Below are 18,318 nucleotides of genomic sequence, written 5' to 3' on the forward strand. Positions count from 1 at the left end.
TCACAGTGCCCACTCACCGGTGAAGCGCGGCACCCGGCGTTCCCGGAACGAGGCGTAGCCCTCCGCCGGATCCACGCCCGCGAAGTTGACGGCCTGCGCCCAGGCCTCGCTCTCCAGGGCCTCGCGCAGCGGACGGTCCACGTTCTCGTCGAGCAGCCGCTTGGTGAGCGCGAGCGCGACCGGCGGGGCCGCGGCGAGCCTGCGCGCGAGGCCCGCGACCACCCCGTCGAGCTCCCCGGCCTCGACCACCTGGGTGACCAGGCCCAACCGCTCGGCCTCGGCGGTGTCGATCACCTCGGCCAGCAGCGCGAGCCGCTTCGCCTGCTGCATCCCGACGAGCCGGGGCAGGAACCAGGTGCCACCCAGGTCGGGTGAGAGACCGCGACTGGTGAAGATCTGGGAGAACCGGGCGGTGGTGTCGGCGATCACCAGGTCGCAGCCCAGCGCTAGGTTCCAGCCCGCGCCGACGGCGGCACCGCTGACCTTCGCGATGGTCGGGATGGTGATCTCCCGTAGTCGCAGCGCGACCTCGTTGTGCGACCACATCCGGCGCAGTGGGTGCCGCTCCGCGGGGGCGGTGCTGATGTCGGCGCCCGCGCAGAAGTGCCCGCCCGCTCCGGTGAGGACGAGGACGCGCGCCGCCGGGTCGTGCCCGACCGCGGTGAGCGCGCGCTCCAGCGCCACCCACGTGGCATCGTCGAGCGCGTTGCGGCGCCGCGGGCGGTTGATCGTGATAGTCACGACGCCGTCGGCGGTGGCTGATCCGACCGCCGGCCCGCCGTCTCCCTCGGGGCATCGCCGTTCCATCGACAAGCTCCCTCATCCGCGCCGTCGCGGCCGTTTACCTGACGGCCCTCCCGGCGACCAATCCCTACATCCTACTGAGTATGTGGATCTGCGGCGAGCCGGTCAAGCGGCCGACATCGGACTTGCCCTGCGAACCTACGCAGTCGTATGTTTGTCGGACATGACCCGGGGAGTGCGAATCATGCGGTTTCTGCTGATCCACGGCGGGACGTTCGACGACCGCTGCTGGGATCGGATGCGAGCACAGCTGGCGTTCCCGTCGACCGCAGTCGTGCAGCCCGGCCGCGGGAACAACCGCCCGGAGGAGATCAGGAGCGTCGCGCTGCCCGACTACCGCGAGACGGTCGCCGAGGCGGTGCGGAGCACCGCCGGAGACCTGATCCTGGTCGCCCACTCCCTGGCCGGCCTGAGCGTGACCGCCGGAATCGCGGCGGCGCCCGAACGGGTCCGGCACGTGATCCTGCTGTCCTGCGCCGTCCTCCCGGAGGGCGAGAGCGTCCTGAGCGCGATCCACGGGCAGCCCGCGCCCGACGTCGACGCCGACGCGGCCCTGCTGGGCGAACCAGTCGCGCAGACCCCGGAGCTGGTGGCCCGCATGGCCGGCGAAATGAGCCCGGAGGAGCTCGCCTACACCTTCTCCATCAGCGTGGCGGAGCCCGGCAGGGTACTGCGCAGCCCGACCACCCTCACCGGCTGGGACGCCGGAGTGCCGGCGACGTGGGTGCGGTTGCTGCGCGACAACGTGTTCACCCCACAGCGGCAGACCGAGATGGCCGCCCGGGCCGGTGTCACCGACATCGTGGATGTCGACGCCGGCCACCTCGCGATGATCAGCCGGGCGGCCGAGATCGCCGCCATCTGCAACCGCGTCGCGGCCCGCTACGCCACCGCCGGTGCCGCCGCGCCCACCGGCTGACAGTCACCGCCGCCGCACACCCGCCGCCGGGCTGGTGGGCACCGGCGACCCGGTGGGAACCACGTCAGCCGGCGAGGATCAGCCCGCTGACCGGAACCGCGGCGGGACCACCGGTGACCAGCGCCGTCCGCGCGCCTTCGACCTGGTTGACCGCCGTACCGCGCAGCTGCTCGACCGCCTCCTTGATGTGGGTCATTCCCATGATGTAAGCCTCCGAGAGGTTGCCGCCGTGGGTGTTCACGGGAGTCGAACCCCCGGGCCAGCGGATGTTCCCCTCGGCCACGAACCGCCCCGCCTCGCCGCGCGGGCAGAAGCCGTAGTCCTCCAGCTGCATCAGCACGAGCGGCGTGAAGTGGTCGTAGATCTGGGCGACCGAGATGTCAGCCGGGCTCAGCTGCGCCCTGGCGAAAAGCCGCTGCGCCACACTCCGGTGGAACGACGAGGCGAAGTAGTCGTCGGGGGCGTTCATCCACGAGACGGAGTGGCCGTAACGACCCTGCCCACCGCTCGCCGACGCGACGATGCGGACGGGCCGGTGCCGCAGGTTCCGGGCCCGCTCCAGGCTCGTGGTGATCACGGCGACCGCGCCGTCGGACTCCAGGCAGAAGTCGTAGAGGCACATCGGGTCCGAGATCATCCGGCCCGCGAAGTAGTCGTCGACCGTCAACGGCCGGCGCATCAACGCCGACGGCCGGGACAGCGCGTTCGCCCGCGTGGACAGCGCAACCTCGGCGAAGTGTTCACGCTTCGTCCCGAACAGGTGCATGTGCCGCCGGGCCACCATGGCGAACTTCTGCCCCGGGCCGATCAGCCGGTAGGGCGCGGTGAAGTCGGTGGCGGCGTCCGTCTTCGCGGCATACGGCCCAGCCGTCGCGGACGCGGCGCGGCCCAGCCGGTAGGCCGACTGCTGCACCGCCATCACGCTGACCACGACCGCCGCCTGGCCGGTCTCGACGGCCATCGACGCGAGCCCGACCGACCCGGCCGACCCCCCGCCGCCGCCCCCGAGGGCCGCCGTGAACCGCACCTCGGGCACGCCCAGCAGGTGGGCCAGCATCGCGATGTCCAGGCCGCCCGCGTATCCGGCGAAGCCGTCGAGGTCGGCGACCCGCAGCCCGGCGTCGTCGAGCGCGCGGCGCACCGCCTCGGCGGCGAGATCGAGGGCCGTGCGCGGGGCCGCACCGCCACGGCGGAAGTACTCGGTGGCCCCGATGCCGACCAGCGCCGTACCCCCACCCGCGGCGACCTCGTCGTCCTTCTCCACGATCGCGCTCCTCCGGATGACCGACAGGTACATACTACCGCGTAGGTTACGCCCTGTCGGTCCGGAGGGGAAGCGCCGGGACTGCTCAGATCATGATCGGCTCAGACTGCGATCGAAGGTCAGACCAGGATCGAAGGTCAGACCAGGATCGGGAGCTTCTCGTACCCGCGCACGGTGCTGGTGTGCAGCCGGACCGCGGCCGCGTGGTCGACCTCCCACGCCGGGAAGCGGCGCAGCGTCTCCTCGATCGCGACCCGCCCCTCCAGCCGGGCCAGCGCGGCCCCCAGGCAGAAGTGGACGCCGTGGCCGAACGAGAGATGACTGTCAACGCGCCGGCGGACGTCGTAGCGGTCCGGCTCGGTGTACCTGCGCTCGTCCCGGGCGGCCGAGGCGGTCAGCATGAGAATCCGGGAGCCGGCCGGAACGGTCGTGCCGTACAGCTCGACGTCCCGCATGACGGTGCGGGCCTGCACCGGTGAGGGTGCCTCGAAGCGCAGCGTCTCCTCGACGGCGTTCGGTATCAGCGAGCTGTCGGCGGCCAGGTCGGCCCGCTGCTCCGGATGCGCGGCCAGCAGAATGCACGCCCAGCCGAGCAGCCGGGCGACGGTCTCCGTGCCGGCGCTGACCATCTCGTTCGTGACGGTCGCCGCCTCGGCGGTGGTAAGGCGGCGGGTGCTCTCGCCGTCCCGCACCTCGGCCTGGACGAGCGCGGTGATCATGTCGTCGCGGGGCGAGGCGCGCCGATCCTCGATCTGCTCGACGAAGTACGCGCGCAGCCGCCGGGCGGCGGCCTGGGCGACCTCGTTGTGCATTCCGAGGCCCTCCTCGATGTGGAAGGTCTCGTCGATCGTCCGGCGGACCTCCTCCCGGTCGGCCGGGTCCACACCGATGAACGCGGAGATCACCATGGACGGGAGCTGCGCGGCGAAGTCCTGGACGTAGTCGAAGCCACCGGCGCCGACCTGCGGGTCCAGCAGCTGCGCGCACAGCGCGCGCACCTGCCCCTCCAGCTCGGACACCCGCCGGGGCGTGAAGGCGCGGGACACCAGCGTCCGTAAGGTCTGGTGCACCGGCGGGTCCGAGAAGATCATGAAACCGGGCGGGATCGGCTCCGGACCCATGATCTCCAGGATGGTGCCGTAGGCCGAGCTGTACGTCTTCGGGTCCAGGTGCACGGCGTCGACGTCCGCATACCGCGAGACGGCGAAGAAGTCGTACTTGTCGTTGCGGTACAGCGGCTGCTCGTCACGCAGGCGGCGCCAGACCGGATATGGATCGACGTCAATGACCTTGTCGAACGGGTCCCAGTACACGTCCGTCACCGCTCGGACCTCTCTCTCCCGGTCTCACCCGGTCTCGCCCGGCGCCCGCCCCAGATGGGCCCACCCCGGAAGTCGGGGCGCTCACGGGCGTCACCTACCCACCCGCCGCCCGCCACCGGTGCGCGGCAGCGGCACCGCTGACGGGCGGCAGGACATATGTCACAGTACTGACGCCAATTTGGGCGCGTCAACCAGGCCCGCCTCCGCACCGTCGCCCGCCAGGACTCGCATCAAGGCTCCCGGAGTCGTGGGCGACCAGCACCCACGTCAGTAGACTGTCGCCATATGGCCATCCCGATGGAATCCGACGCGACTCCTGACGGCGACAGCAACCGTGACGGCAACAGCAGCGACGGCGTCGCCCTCGGCCCGGCACCCCGCGACGAATCGGCCTCGGGCCGGCGCCGCTACGACAGCCCGGTGCGGCGTGGGCGGGCCGCCGAGACCCGCGAGCGGATCGTCACCGCCGGGTCGGCGCTCGTCCACGGGTTTCCGACCTGGGACTGGAGCGGCCTGACCTTCCGCGCCGTCGCGGACCGCGCCGGCGTCAGTGAGCGGACCGTCTACCGGCATTTCGCGACCGAACGGCAGCTGCACGACGCGGTGATGCGGCGGCTGGAGGAGGAGGCCGGCCTCTCGTACGACCAGCTGCGCCTGGCGGACCTGCCGGACCTCACCCGCCGCGTCCTGGCGTCACTGTCGTCGTTCGAGGTCTGGCGGGGCGTCACGGAGCACCCGCGGCCGCCGTTCGCGACCGAGGATGAACGGCGGCGGGCGGCGCTGCTTCGGGCGGTCACCGAAGTCGCGCCGGCCCCCTGGTCCGACGAGGAGCGTCGGCAGGCGGCCGCCGCCATCGACGTGCTCTGGAACCTCCCGACCTTCGAACGGCTGATCGCCGGCTGGGGGCTCGACGTCGACCAGGCCACCACCACCGTGACCTGGGCGATCGGGTTGCTGATCGACGCGGTCCGCGGCCGGCCGCCCGCAGCTCCCCCGACCGGCGCTGCACAGGCGGGCGCCGCACAGGCCGGCGGCCGGAGCGGGCCGCCGTAGGAGCTCGACGGTACGGGAGCCGCCGGCGGACACCGCGACCGCGCCGCGCATACGCTGGAACGCGTGACTGTCGTGAAGATCAACGCAATCGAGGTCCCCGCCGACGCTGGCCCCGAGCTGGAGAAGCGGTTCGCCAACCGGCTGCACGCGGTGGACGGTCAGCCCGGGTTCCAGTCCTTCGAGCTGCTGCGCCCGGTGAAGGGCGAGGACCGGTACTTCGTGGTCACGCACTGGGACAGCGAGGAGTCGTTCCAGGCCTGGCTCACCGGGCCGGCCATGGAGGCGCACTCCGGGGAACGCGCGCGTCCCGTGGCCTCCGGCTCGTCCCTGCTGGAGTTCGAGGTCGTCCAGCGCTCGGTGGCATCCGGGTCCTGACCGGCCCGGGCACGAACGCCGGGCCGCGCCCCGGGTGCGAACGCCGGCAGCACTCGAACCCCGAGTCCGCTCGGACCCCGAGCACCCCTCAGCACCAGTAGCGAGCTGACGATTCGTAGGCTCGGCGGGCGAACTCGGGGACCGGCAGGGCGCGCAGGTCCCGGTTGAGCACCTCGACACTCACCGGCCCAGCGGGCTGAACTCCACCGCCATTCCCGTGCCCGCCTCGGCGAAGATCGCCGCACACCGCTCGATCACCCTGGCGGACCCGTCGTGGAGCCCGGTCTGGAAGACGGTGGTGACCCAGCGCGCACCCATCACCGCGGCGGCGGCGGCCAACTCCCGCGCCGACGCCACCGTCGCCGCCTCATCGTCACTGACGACCAGCGCCATCAGCTCATGGCAGCTCAGCCCCGCCGATCCGTAGGTGGACGCGGCGTGGGAATCCACCCGGCCGGCGGGGATCCCGAGGGCCGTGAATCCCGCGTCACGCGCGGCCCGCACCAGTCCGCCCGTCTCGATGTCCCATCGGCTGTCCGGAGTCAGCGCCAGTTCGACGGCCATCCGCTGATCAACCCGTTCCAACTGTCCGCGTGCGCACCGGCATATCCGCTGTGGAGAACATCTCCGTCACGATGGTCGAGACGGAGAGGATCTTCGGAACTGGTGCGCGAGCGGTCACTCCGCCGCCCGGGCGGCGGAGTGACCGGCCACGCGGTCAGGCCGGAGCCGGCTCGAACACCCGCTTGCCGGGAGTGAAGAGGATCGGGACGGAAAGCGGTGCCCGGTTGAAGGTCGAGAGAAAGTCAATCTCCGCACCCGGCTGCAGGCGGATGTCGTGCATCCGCCGGACGATCTCCTCGAGGGCGATGCGCAGGTTCATCCGGGCGAGGTTGGAGCCGGCGCAGCGGTGCGGCCCGGCCCCGAAGGCGATGTGCGAGTTCTTGGTCCGCTCGAGGTCGAAGAGGTCGGGGTTGTCGAACTCGTCCTCGTCGCGGTTGGCGGACACCCAGTACATGAGGACCTGTTCACCCTTTTTGATCAGCTGGCCGCCTACTTCGGCGTCCTGCCGCGCGGTGCGGGCGATGCACACGAAGGACCCGTCGAGCCGCAGGAACTCCTCGACCGCCTTCGGGATCAGCTCCGGCCGCTCCCGCAGCGACCGCAGGATCTCGGGATGCGCGCAGAGCCGCTGCATCGCCATTCCCAGCACGCCGGCCGTCGTCTCCAGGCCACCCAGAACCAGCAGCTGGACGGTCCCGACGACCTCCTCGGGGGTGATCGGCCGCCCTTCGATCTGGGCGCTCATCACCGCGTCGACGACGTCCCCCCGCGGCCCTTCCTCCCGCCGCTTCTCGATGAAGCGGCCGATCCAGCCGGCCAGCTTCATCAGGGAGTCCATCGCTCCCGGGCGATGCATCTGCGACCCCATGACGGCGTATCCGTTGACCTCCTCGAGGTCCTCGGCGGGGGCGTGCAGCGCCAGGTCGAAGAAGGCCAGACCAGGCAGCGGCCGCGCGAACGCCTCCATGAAGTCGCAGGCGCCGTCCTCGATGAACTCGTCGATCAGGCGGTTCACCAGATCGCGGGTCGGGCCCTCCCACTCACTCACGACCGCCGGCCGGAAGTACGGATTCGTCAGCTGCCGGAACTCACGCTGCAGCGGCGGGTCGACCGTCACCGGCAGAATCTTCATCTGCGGGCCGCGCGAAGGTACGGTGATGCCGTCTTCGGAGCTGAACGTCTTCCAATCCTGGGCAACACGGAGGACGTCATCCTTACGGGTGACGACCCAGAATCCTCCGTGCTGGTCACTGTGCGCTACCGGGCACCGGGAGCGGGCTCGCGCCAACGTCGCGTGTAAATCGCGGCCGAGTTCGGGTGACAGGTGGTCGAAATGCTTCTCGACCCACTCGTCGTCGATCGGGCCTGTGCTCGCGGTAGTCGTCTCCATCACAGCTCGCGCTCGTACGGGGACGGCTGACCGAGACAGTCTCACGGCACAGCCTCGCTGCATGCCGGACGACATCACCGGTTTGATCCGCCGATGCTCCCGCAGCCCCGTAGCGCGCCCTCCTTCCGCACAGTGTTGAGGCAGTCTCGTTCAACGGAGGGTCCTCGGACGACCCGGTTCACCGACAGGCACCACGGATGCCNGGCCTGAAGGAATCAGGCGCGCTGGTGGGCCCGGCTCGATCGAGACCTGGACAGCACTCCTCCGCCTTCGCCGGGCGTGCGCCCGGGCACCTGGCCCTCAATGTAGTGAACACTTGCTTGCGAAGCCACCGGCCCCGGGGCTCCGGGCTTCCAGGCGCCGGGCCGGGTCAGCCGGCGGCGGCGTTGGTGCCGTCCTCGCGCAGCACGCCACGCCGGACCAGTTCGCGGATCACCTCTTCGGCCGCGGCCCGGGTGTCCAGCAGGCGGGCCTGCGCGGCCCCCTGCGAGTCACCGGCGGCGATGGCGTCGATGACCCGGCGCTGCGCCTCGATGATCTCCTCAGGCGCGCGCCGGTCACTCTGGTGCACCGCCCACGCCAGGAAGCCGCCCGCCCCGCGCAGCTCGGCCAGCAGGCGCGGCGTGGCGCCCGCTCGATGCTGGACCAGGACGATCTCGGCGGCGAGGTCCAGCAGCCGGGTGCCGGTGGCCCCGCTTTCGGCCAGTGCGCGCAGGAGGCCCTGGAGCCGGGCGAGGACCTCGGGGTCGCGGTCCTTCGCGACCCGCGCCGCCGTCACCCCACCCAGCAGGCCCAGGACGTGGAAGTCCGCCCGCAGGGTGCGGGCGTCGAAGTGCTGCACGAAAGCCACCCGGTGCACCCGGGTCGCGATCAGACCGTCGCGCTCGAGGAGCACGAGGGCTTCACGGACCGGGGTCGGGCTCACCCCGAGGGTCGCGCCGATCCGCTCGACATCGACGCGGTCGCCGTAACGCAGGGTGCCGGCAAAGATCGCCTTCTGCAGGTACTCCACGACCGCGGCGCTCGTCCTGGTACGCCGCAACGCGACTTCAGCCACCACGCCGCCCATCGTGGTCGACACGCCGCCCCGAGGCAATCGTAGATACAAAATTGGCGATTGGAGATTGCCGTCGGCTGGTAAGTGAGCCTACGCTCAGGTGCCGCGGGCAGCACGGCCGCACGCAGCGGGCCGCGGGCCGCGGGCCCGCGGCCGAGCCGACTGAAGGAGGCCCGCGCCAGCTGACCGGACGGGCCCACAGCTGATCGTCGCGACGCCCGATGAGGGGACGATGAAGTACTTCTTCCACTACCCGGAGACCAGCGGACTCGANGGCGACATGTTCGACCCGGGCCCGCTGGACGAGATCGCGGCCCAGGCCGAGCGAGCGGGCTTCGAGGGATTAGCCCTGACCGACCACCCCGTCCCGGGTGCCCGGTGGCTGTCCTCCGGTGGCCATCAGAGCATCGACCCGTTCGTCGGCCTCGCCTTCGCCGCGGCGGCCACCGAACGGCTGCGGCTGCTCACCCATCTCACGGTTGCGCCCTACCGCAACCCGTTCGTTCTCGCCAAGGCGGCGGCGACCGTCGACAAACTCTCCGGCGGGCGGTTCATCCTCGGGCTCGGGGCGGGCTACCAGAAGTCGGAGTTCTTCGCCCTCGGCGTCGACATGGAGGAACGCAACGCTCTGTTCGACGAGGCACTGGACGCGCTTCCGCTGCACTGGAGCGGAGAGGCGTTCAGCTACTCCGGGCGGCATTTCGAGGCCCGTAACGTCATCGCGCTCCCCCGGCCGGTGCAGAACCCGATCCCGATCTGGATCGGCGGGAACTCGAAGCTGAGCCGGCGGCGGGTGGCCGAACGGGCACAGGGCTGGATGCCGATGTCCGGCCCACCACAGCTGTCCACGACCGCCCGCACCGTCGCGATCACCTCGGTGGCACAGCTGGCCGAGATGATCAGCGAGGTGCGCACGGCGGCGGCGGCGAAGGGCCGCGCCGAGCCGCTGCACTTCCTGTACTCCTACCACCAGGTGAAGGACCCGGCCATCGACGCGGAGCGCCACCGCGAGGCCATCGCTGAGCTGGAGAGCATCGGCGTCACCCGGCTCATGATCACCTGCTTCACCCGGGAGCCCGCCGCCACGCTCGACTTCATCGAGGGGTTCGGCGAGACCTACGTGTCCTGACCTCCCCGGGGTGACCGCCGGTCCGTGTTTCCGGGCCGAGTGTTCCGGGCCGAGTGCCGGCGTCGGGGGTTCTGTTCTCCAGGAGGAGATGAATGACGGCTGTGATGAAAGGCGTCCGCGTCCTGGAGGTCGCCGAGCAGACCTTCGTGCCGGCGGCCTCGGCGTTGCTCTCCGACCTCGGCGCCGAGGTCATCAAGGTCGAGCACGTCGAACGCGGCGACGCCATGCGCGGGCTGGCGACGACCGGGACGGCGATGGTCCCGGATGACGTACACATCCTGCTCGAACACTCCAACCGCGGGAAGCGCAGCCTCGGGCTCGACATCGCCTCACCCGAGGGCGTCGAGATCCTCTACAAGCTCGCGGCGACGGCGGATGTCTTCATCACCAACAAGCTGCCCCGGGTGCGGAAGAAGCTCAGGATCGACCTGGAGGACATCCGCGCCCACAACCCGAACATCATCTATGTGCGCGGCACCGGCCAGGGAGAACGCGGCCCGGATGCCGACAAGGGCTCCTACGACGGCCTCGCGTTCTGGGCCCGGGCCGGCGTGGCGCTGGGCATCATGCAACCCGAGTACGGCCACGTGCCGTATCCCCCGGGGCCGGGCTTCGGTGACTCGATCGGCGCGATGACCATCGCCGGCGGCACGGCGATGGCGTTGTTCCACCGCGAACGCACCGGCGAGGCGACGGTGGTGGACGTCTCGCTGATGTCGTCCGCGATGTGGGCGATGGGCCAGGCGATCGGGCTGTCGGTCACACTCGACCGCGGCTGGGCGCCGCCGCCGATCGGGGCGACCCGACGCAACCCGCTGGTCGGCTACTACCGGACGAAGGACGACCGGTGGCTGGCGCTGAACTGTCTGCAGGCCGGCCGTTACTGGCTGCCGTTCTGCGAGAGTGTCGGCCGGGAGGATCTCGCCACCGACCCCCGTTTCGCCGACCTGGAATCCCTGATGGCCCACAGCGGGGAGGCCACCGCCGCCCTGCGGGAGCTGTTCGCCCAGCGCACCGTCGGCGAGTGGCGGGCGGTGCTGCGGGACTTCATCGGGCAGTGGGCCGTCGTGCAGGACACTCTTGAGGCCGCGAACGACCCGCAGTCCGTCGCCAACGGCTACCTGCAGCCGTGCGAGACGGCGGCCGGTTTCCCGTTCTCGATGGTCGCCTCGCCGGTGCAGTTCGACGAGCAGCCCGCCGCACCTCGCCGCGCCCCGGAGTTCAACGAGCACGGCGACGCGATTCTGGCCGACCTCGGCTTCGATGTCGAGGCCGTCCTGGACCTCAAGGTGCGTGGCATTCTGGCGTGACGCCGGTCACGTTCCACCGGGATCCCACCACCGTCACGTTCTGAGTTCGAGGAGAAGCAGATGGGAAAGCTCGACGGCAAGGTCGCCTTCATCACCGGCGCGGCCCAGGGGCAGGGCCGCAGCCACGCGATCCGCTTAGCCGAGGAGGGCGCCGACATCATCGCGGTGGACATCTGCGCCCAGATGAAATCGGTGCCCTACCGCATGGGCACCCCGGACGACCTCGCCGAGACGGTGAAGGCGGTGGAAGGCGCGGGCCGCCGGATCGTCGCCCGGCAGGCCGACGTGCGGGAGGTGGAATCACTGCGGAATGCCTTCGAGGAAGGCACCGCCGAGCTGGGGCCGGTCGACATCGTGCTGGCGAACGCCGGCATCGGGCCGGGCGGGGCGGCGGCGTCGGAACAGCAGCAGTGGGACGACGTGGTCGGCGTCAACCTGACCGGGGTGTGGAACACCGGGCGGGTGGCGATTCCGTCGATGGTCGAACGCGGCCAGGGCGGGTCCATCGTGCTGACAAGCTCCACCGGCGGCCTCGTCGGCGTCGGGATTCACCACGGGGGCTTCCTGGGCTACACCGCGGCCAAGCACGGCGTCATCGGTCTGATGCGGTCGTGGGCCAACTACCTCGCCCCCCACAACATCCGGGTGACGAGTGTCGCCCCGACGACGGTGAAGACGCCCATGGCCGCCTACGGAGACCGCGAGGCCGTCACGGCCGGGTCGCCCGAGCTCGCGCGCGCCCTGGAGAACGCCCTGCCGGTCTGGGCGGTGGACCCGGTCGACATCTCGAACGCCATCGTCTGGCTGGTGTCGGACGAGGCCCGCTACGTGACCGGAACGGTCATCCCGGTCGACGCGGGGCAGCTCAACAAGCGTTGACCCGCGGGCGCGGGCGCGGGGGCCCGGCCCGGCCAGTCCGGATCGGACCCCCGCCCGGCGCTCGCGTGGAGCCGATGGAGAGGACGGACCGGCGGTGCGGGTGTTGGTGGTGGGCGGAACCGGGCCCACGGGGCCGCATGTGGTGCACGGCCTGCTCAGCCGCGGCCACGAGGTCACCATCTTCCACCGGGGCGCCCACGAACCGCCCGAGCTGGCCGCGGTCGAGCACCTCCACGGCGACCCACATTTCCGCGCCTCGATCGACGAGGCCCTCGGCAACCGGACCTTCGACACCGTGGTGGCCATGTACGGGCGGCTCAGGCACCTGGCGCCCGCGCTGGCCGGCAGGTGCGGCCAGTTCGTCGCCATCGGCGGAGTGCCCGTCTACCAGGGCTTCTTCCCACACCCCAGCCAGCGTGGGCTGCCCGTCCCGGTCACCGAGGATCACCCGGTGGTCCGGGACGGCTCCGCCGCGGCGGCGCTGGCCTTCTCCGGCCGGCTCGCCGAGGCCGAGGCGAGCGTCTTCGCCCACCACGCGGGCGCGACGATCCTGCGCTTCCCGACGCTGTTCGGGCCGAACAACGCCCGGCCGGCCGAATGGTCGGTGGTGCGGCGGGTACGCGACGGCCGCCCCTTCATGATCCTGCCCGACGGCGGCGGCCAGATCCACACCCGTTGCGCCGCCGCCAACGCGGCCGCGTTCGTCCTGGCCGCCGTGGCCGCCCCCGCGGTGGCCGCCGGCCAGGTGTACAACGCGGGCGAGGCGACGAGCTGGTCGCTGCACGACTGGGCCTCGGCGATCGCCCGGCTCATGGGAGCCGACCTGGAGCTGGTCGGGCTGCCGCGCGAGATCGCCGTCGAGGCGACCAGCACGCTGCTGCCGCTCGCCGGCACCACCGCGCCCCATGTGGTCGTCAGCACCGAGAAGGCCCGCCGGGAGCTGGGCTACACCCCGGCGGTCGACCCGCTCGACGCCCTCGCGGACCTCGTCGCCTGGTACGCCGACCGCCCCGACTTCGACCCGTCCGCCAGCCCGTCGTTCACCGACCGGTTCGACTACCCGACGGAGGACGCCCTGCTCGCCGAGTACCGCGCGGCGGCGCGGCGGTTGGCGACCGCGGTCGAGCAGCGGGCGGCGCCGCCGATCCACAGCATGCCGCACCCGAAGGAACCCGGAAAGGTGGACCACCGTGGCCGCTGAGGGAGGACCCGAGTGACCGCTCACTCGCTTCTGTACGGTTGCTGCCATGTCTGACCCGCTTGGCGCCCGGGTGGCCGTCGTGACCGGCGGGGCCAGCGGAATCGGCCGGGCGACCGTGCTGCGCTTCCTCGCCGACGGCGACCGGGTGGTCTTCGGCGACCTGAACGAGGCGAACGCCGAGCGGCTGCTGGCCGAGGTCGCGGACCCCGGCCGCCTCCGGTTCGTGCCCACCGACGTCACCGACGAGGCCGCGGTGGCCGCGCTCGTCGCCACCGCGGTGGACGTGTTCGGCCGGATCGACATCATGTTCAACAACGCCGGTATCGGTGGGGCGTTCGGCCCGCTGGTCGAGACGGACGCGGCCGACTGGGACCGGACCTTCGCCGTGATCGGCCGCGGGGTCTTCCTCGGGACGAAGCACGCCGCCCGGGCGATGATCGCCCAGGGTGACGGCGGGGTGATCGTGAACAACGCCTCCGTCGCGGGGATGGGCGGGGGCGGCGGCCTGACCGCGTATTCGGCGGCCAAGGCCGCGGTCATCAACTTCACCGCCAACGCCGCCGTCGAGCTCGCCACCCACCGGATCCGGATCAACGCGGTCTGCCCGGGCCTGGTGAACACCCCGCTGGTGATGGGCCGGGACGCCGCCGCGATCGAGGCCCAGCTGGCGACGTTCCAACCGTGGCCTGATCTGGGCCGGCCGGAGGACATCGCCGGCGTCGTGGCCTTCCTCGCCGGCGCGGACAGCGTCTTCCTGACCGGAACGGCCGTGCTGGCCGACGGCGGGATGGTCGCCTGGGGCCCGCGGATGACCGGCACCTCGGACCCGCGCGGCCGGACCCGTCAGTTCGTCGGCTTCACCGAGGGCTCCACCGGTCGACGCGCGACCCGGCGCCCCGTCGATGACGCCTGACGCGACGACGCCCGACGCGGCTCCGGTCACGGCGGCTCCGGTCACGGCGGCTGCGGTCACGGCGGCTGCGGCGGGAGCGGCCGGCGCTCCGGCGTCCGTCGACAGCCGTGAGCTGGCCCGCCACGTGGGAGCGGCCTTTCTCGCCGAACCGCCGCTGCTGGTCACCCCGGAACTGGTCGGCCGGTTCGCCACGATGACCGGGGCCGACCACTGGATGCACGTCGACCAGGAACGGGCCCGCGCGAGCCCGCTCGGCCGGGCGACGGTGCAGGGTCTGCTCACCCTCGCCCTGGGCGCCGAGCTCGAGAAGCGGGCGCTGGCCGTCCGGGCGTCCGACGCGGTGTTCCATGGCTTCGACCGGGTGCGTTTCCCGGCGCCGATGTTCGTCGGAGACCCGTTGGGCCTGCGGGTCGAGATCCTCGCCGCCGAGGAGCTGGACGGCGCGGTCCGGGTCCGGCTGCGGCACACCTTCAGCTCCCTGGGACCCCGGCCGGTGTGTGTGTCCGAGCAGGCCGTCCGCTACGTCCACCGACCGGCGGGCGCCGACCGATGACCGCTGACGGATGACCGATAACCGATGAACGATCACCGATGACCGATGANCGATGACGGGAGTCTTTGACACATGGTTGATGTCCTCCCCACCAGGCTGCTCGGCGGCCTGCGGGTCGGAGCGCAGGGGCTTGGCTGCATGTCGTTGAGCCCCGCCTACGGGGCGCTGGGCAGCCCGCGGGAGCTGTTCCCGACCGTCCACCGGGCGCTTGAGCTCGGCGTCACCCTCCTGGACACGGCCGACATCTACGGCGAGAGCGAGACGCTGGTCGGGCAGGCCATCGCCGGCCGTCGCGAGCAGGCCGTGGTCGCCACCAAGTTCGGCATCGTCCTCGACGCGGCCCAGGGGATGGGAGCCCGCGGCGACGCGGCCTACGTGAAGAAGAGCTGCGAACGATCGCTGCGCCGGTCGGGGTCGATCACATCGACCTGTACTACCAGCACCGGGTCGACCCCGACGTGCCCGTGGAGGAGACCTGGGGCGCGATGTCCGACCTGGTCGCCGAAGGCAAGGTCCGCCACCTCGGCATCAGCGAGGCCTCCGCGGCGACGATCCGCCGCGCGCACGCCGTTCACCCCGTCAGCGCGTTGCAGAGCGAGTGGTCGCTGTGGACGCGCCGGATCGAGGACGAGATCGTGCCGACCTGCCGGGAGCTGGGTATCGGCATCGTGCCNTACTCCCCGCTCGGCAAGGGAATCCTCACCGGCAGCATCACCGATCTGGCGGAGCTCGACGCAACCGACTCACGGCGGCGGTCGCCGTGGTTCACCGCCGAGAACCTGCCGCACAACCTGCGGATGGTGGCCACGTTGCAGGCACTGGCCGCGGAGCGGGGGGTGACGGTGGGGCAGCTGGCCCTGGCCTGGCTGCAGCATCAGGGGCCCGACGTCGTGCCGATTCCGGGCACCAAGCGGGTCCCGCGGCTGGAGGAGAACGCGGCGGCCGTGTACGTCGAACTCTCCGTGGCGGACCTCGAACGGATCGAGGCCGCCGTGCCCGCGGAGGCCGTGGCCGGCGCGAGCGTGCAGCGGGAGTACCTCCGCACCACCGGAAGGTAGGCGGCAGGACGACCGGCCCGCGGCCGGGACGGGGCGCGGGCCAGGATGGCAACCGATCCTGGCAGATCAGCCAGGACGGTATGGGCCCTCGGCAGGCAGGTGAGCCGCGAGGGCGACCGGACAGGAGCGGATGCGTTGACTGGGACGTTCGATCTCGGGCTGGCCGGCAAGGCCGCGGTGGTGACCGGCGCGGGCGCCGGGCTCGGGCAGGCGATCGCACGCGGCCTGGCCGCCGCCGGAGTGCGGGTCGGGCTGGTCGAGATCGACCCGACCCGGGCGGCCGCCACCGTCGAGCTGATCGAGAAGGAGGGTGGGCAGGCCGTCGCCCTGCCCGCGGATGTCATGGACACCGCGGCGCTCACCGACGCCATCACCGCCACGCATGCCGAGTTCGGCCGGCTGGACATCCTCGTCAACAACGCCGGCGGGGTGAAGGCGAGCCGGTTCCTCGACCAGAGTGAGCGCAGCTGGCGGCGGCACATCGACATCAACCTCGTCAGCATGCTGGCCGCCACGTCGGCCGCGGGCCCGCTGATCGCCCAGACCGTCGCCGCCGACACCGCTGAGGCCGCTGACGCGGGCGCGGGCACCGACGCGGGCGAGGCTGCGGGGCCCGTCGGGGGCTCGCGGCGAAGCCGCGGCTCGATCGTCAACATCACCAGCATCGAGGGGATGCGGGCCGCCCCGATGTACGCCGTCTACGCCGCCTGCAAGGCAGGAATGATCAACTTCACCCGGACGATGGCGCTGGAACTCGCCGAGTCCGGCATCCGGATCAACGCGATCGCCCCGGACATGACCGCCACCGCCGGCATCCGCGGCATCATGCGCGGCCCGGTCGACCCGGACACGCTGCCCGCTCCCCCGGCCGAGCGCCTCCCCGGGATCGAGCGTTACGTCCCGCTCGGCCGCGAGGGCGTCGCGGCCGAGATCGCCGATGCCGCGGTCTTCCTGTGCTCCGACCGAGCCGCCTACATCACCGGCACCACCCTCAGCGTCGACGGCGGCACCGCCGCGTCCGCCGGCTGGCTGCGCTCCGGCCCCGGTTGGACCCTGCAGGGCGCCCCCGCCCCCTCCGCCTACGGGGCCGACGCCTGACAGCGCTCCGCGACGTCCCGCGGGCGGCTCAGCGGCGGACGAGAGCCGTTGCGCCGCGGGTGCGAGCGGCTCAGCCGAGGATGCGGGCGGTGCCGAAGCCGGCCGCCAGCAGCTCGCCGGCGGTGAACCGGCCGGGGCCGAACTCGGCCAGGCCGGGGTCGGGCTCCTCCCCGACGAGCAGGCCGGCGACGTGGTCGCCGAGGACCGGGGCGAGTTTGAATCCGTGTCCGCTGGTGCCGGCGTCGACCCACACCCGCTGCGTGATCCGCCCGATCACGGGCTGCCAGTCCGGGCTGACGTCGTAGAACGAGGACCAGCCGCCGGCGCGGGCCCGGGCACCGGCATCGGCGCCGGAGCCGGCCCGGCTCCGCGGCTCGCCGGGGCGGGCCGGCGGCCCCGGACGGCGGCGCAGGGCGGCCTCGGCGAGCCGGGCGAACTCAGCGTCGCCCACCGGAGCGGGCGCGATCTCCGGATCGACCGGTGGGGTCGGGTCGAGGCCGCCGAGCATCCAGCCGCCGTCGGGCTGCGGCGCCGCGTAGTAGCCGCCCGCCACATCGATGAGCACCCCGGCGTCGCCACCTGCGCCAGCCGCGGGACTGGTGGCTGCGGTGGCACCCGGGGCGGTCGCGGGGCCGAGGAGGGCCACCACATGCCGTTCGGCATGCAGCGGCAGCGCGACTCCGAGCTGGGCGGCGAGGGGCGCCGTCCACGGCCCGGCGGCGAGCAGCAGCCGCCGGACCCGGTGGGTGAGACCGTCCGCGGTGGTGAGCTCCACCTCCCCCGGCGCCTCGGTGATCCGGGCGACGCGGGTGTTCGCGTGGACCACCGCGCCACGCTCCCGGGCCGCGGTGATGAAGCCCCAGGTCGTCCGGTGGGGATCGGCGTAGCCGGCCTGCTCCTCCCGGACGGCGATCGCGACGCTTCCGCCACCGAGGTCGATCCCCGGGAAGCGGCGGACTATCTCGTCGCCGTCGAGGGTCTCGACGGACACGCCCGCGTCGACCAGGGCGGCCGCGGTGCGCCGCGCGGCGGCGACCTCGTCCGGGCCGTGCAGGTACAGGCCGCCGGTGCGGACGAAGCCGGCGTCCCCGCCGCCCGTGTGCTCGGCGAACTCGGCCAGGAACGCGATGCTGTCCCGCGCGACCCGGGCCAGGAACGGCTGGGTGTAGTAGGCCCGGCAGATGCCACTGGAACGGCCGGTCGGCCCGCCCGCCGGCCGGCCCCGCTCGAACACGGCCACGTCAAGCCCACGGCGGGCGAGGTGGAACGCGGCGCTCGCACCGTGCACCCCCGCCCCGACGATGCCCACCTCGGCGACCGTTCCGCGGGATTGCGCATGCGGCATCGTCAGTCCGTCCTCTCGGTTGTGTCGGGGCCGGCGGCCGCGTCCTCGGACTCGCGTATTATCTACTTAATCGATGAACAAATG

The 18,318-nt window shown here is 72.1% G+C and carries 16 protein-coding genes and 3 pseudogenes; 12 read left to right on the forward strand and 7 right to left on the reverse strand.

Translation table 11 applies throughout. The annotated features are described in order from the left end of the window. Positions 1-807 carry an enoyl-CoA hydratase/isomerase family protein gene (locus tag UG55_RS06925; RefSeq protein ID WP_066064439.1) on the reverse strand — a complete coding sequence of 269 codons (807 nt, stop codon included), beginning with the start codon at positions 805-807 and terminating at the stop codon, positions 1-3. A gap of 181 nt (positions 808-988) precedes the next feature. Here UG55_RS06925 and UG55_RS06930 point away from each other — a divergent pair, with 181 nt between their 5' ends. After that, complete coding sequence (locus UG55_RS06930) at positions 989-1,723, forward strand: alpha/beta hydrolase (RefSeq protein WP_157901500.1); 735 nt, start codon at positions 989-991, stop codon at positions 1,721-1,723. 64 nt (positions 1,724-1,787) lie between these two features. Here the strand turns inward: UG55_RS06930 and UG55_RS06935 are convergent, their stop codons facing one another. Continuing rightward, the gene (locus UG55_RS06935) at positions 1,788-2,987 is read right to left on the reverse strand and encodes a thiolase C-terminal domain-containing protein (RefSeq protein ID WP_066064753.1); all 1,200 of its coding nucleotides are present in this window, start codon (positions 2,985-2,987) and stop codon (positions 1,788-1,790) included. Between the two features lie 137 nt (positions 2,988-3,124). Beyond that, positions 3,125-4,309, reverse strand: a complete 1,185-nt coding sequence (locus tag UG55_RS06940; protein WP_066064447.1) for a cytochrome P450 — start codon at positions 4,307-4,309, stop codon at positions 3,125-3,127. Between the two features lie 285 nt (positions 4,310-4,594). Here UG55_RS06940 and UG55_RS06945 point away from each other — a divergent pair, with 285 nt between their 5' ends. Further along, a complete protein-coding gene (locus tag UG55_RS06945) occupies positions 4,595-5,362 on the forward strand; it encodes a TetR/AcrR family transcriptional regulator (RefSeq protein WP_242423833.1) in 768 nt (255 codons plus the stop codon). Between the two features lie 63 nt (positions 5,363-5,425). Beyond that, entirely contained in the window at positions 5,426-5,737 is a 312-nt protein-coding gene (locus tag UG55_RS06950) for an antibiotic biosynthesis monooxygenase (protein ID WP_199865064.1), read from the forward strand. Positions 5,738-5,917: 180 nt separating this feature from the next. Here the strand turns inward: UG55_RS06950 and UG55_RS06955 are convergent, their stop codons facing one another. From UG55_RS06955 to UG55_RS06965, 3 genes are all read right to left on the reverse strand, one after another. Beyond that, entirely contained in the window at positions 5,918-6,301 is a 384-nt protein-coding gene (locus UG55_RS06955) for a hypothetical protein (protein WP_066064450.1), read from the reverse strand. A 154-nt stretch (positions 6,302-6,455) separates the two neighbouring features. Continuing rightward, entirely contained in the window at positions 6,456-7,691 is a 1,236-nt protein-coding gene (locus UG55_RS06960; protein WP_066064452.1) for a cytochrome P450, read from the reverse strand. 370 nt (positions 7,692-8,061) lie between these two features. Further along, positions 8,062-8,751: a GntR family transcriptional regulator gene (locus tag UG55_RS06965; RefSeq protein WP_083986528.1), complete on the reverse strand. Its 690-nt coding sequence runs from the start codon at positions 8,749-8,751 to the stop codon at positions 8,062-8,064. Between the two features lie 271 nt (positions 8,752-9,022). On the opposite strand from UG55_RS06965, the pseudogene UG55_RS06970 reads away from it, so the two are divergent. The 9 genes and pseudogenes from UG55_RS06970 to UG55_RS07005 form a co-directional block, all read left to right on the forward strand. Continuing rightward, positions 9,023-9,877: pseudogene (locus UG55_RS06970) on the forward strand (LLM class F420-dependent oxidoreductase); the annotation flags it as partial. 92 nt (positions 9,878-9,969) lie between these two features. Then, positions 9,970-11,187 (forward strand): CaiB/BaiF CoA-transferase family protein, encoded by a 1,218-nt coding sequence (locus tag UG55_RS06975; protein WP_066064461.1) that lies wholly within the window; start codon positions 9,970-9,972, stop codon positions 11,185-11,187. A 60-nt stretch (positions 11,188-11,247) separates the two neighbouring features. Further along, positions 11,248-12,066, forward strand: a complete 819-nt coding sequence (locus UG55_RS06980) for a mycofactocin-coupled SDR family oxidoreductase (RefSeq protein ID WP_066064464.1) — start codon at positions 11,248-11,250, stop codon at positions 12,064-12,066. 94 nt (positions 12,067-12,160) lie between these two features. Beyond that, the gene (locus UG55_RS06985) at positions 12,161-13,267 is read left to right on the forward strand and encodes an NAD-dependent epimerase/dehydratase family protein (protein ID WP_066064466.1); all 1,107 of its coding nucleotides are present in this window, start codon (positions 12,161-12,163) and stop codon (positions 13,265-13,267) included. Positions 13,268-13,313: 46 nt separating this feature from the next. Beyond that, entirely contained in the window at positions 13,314-14,180 is an 867-nt protein-coding gene (locus UG55_RS06990; protein ID WP_066064469.1) for an SDR family NAD(P)-dependent oxidoreductase, read from the forward strand. After that, positions 14,170-14,733, forward strand: coding sequence for a MaoC/PaaZ C-terminal domain-containing protein (locus UG55_RS06995; RefSeq protein ID WP_066064472.1), 564 nt, complete (start codon positions 14,170-14,172; stop codon positions 14,731-14,733). Before UG55_RS06990 ends, UG55_RS06995 begins: the two co-directional genes overlap by 11 nt. 72 nt (positions 14,734-14,805) lie before the next feature. Continuing rightward, positions 14,806-15,406 (forward strand): annotated as a pseudogene (locus UG55_RS33170) (aldo/keto reductase); the annotation flags it as partial. Position 15,407: 1 nt separating this feature from the next. Continuing rightward, positions 15,408-15,791 (forward strand): annotated as a pseudogene (locus UG55_RS33175) (aldo/keto reductase); the annotation flags it as partial. 135 nt (positions 15,792-15,926) lie between these two features. Further along, positions 15,927-16,889, forward strand: coding sequence for an SDR family NAD(P)-dependent oxidoreductase (locus UG55_RS07005; RefSeq protein WP_066064474.1), 963 nt, complete (start codon positions 15,927-15,929; stop codon positions 16,887-16,889). A gap of 70 nt (positions 16,890-16,959) precedes the next feature. Here the strand turns inward: UG55_RS07005 and UG55_RS07010 are convergent, their stop codons facing one another. Beyond that, entirely contained in the window at positions 16,960-18,234 is a 1,275-nt protein-coding gene (locus UG55_RS07010; RefSeq protein WP_066064477.1) for an FAD-binding oxidoreductase, read from the reverse strand. Positions 18,235-18,318: the final 84 nt, after the last annotated feature.

This window comes from Frankia sp. EI5c, assembly GCF_001636565.1.
GTDB lineage: Bacteria > Actinomycetota > Actinomycetes > Frankiales > Frankiaceae > Parafrankia.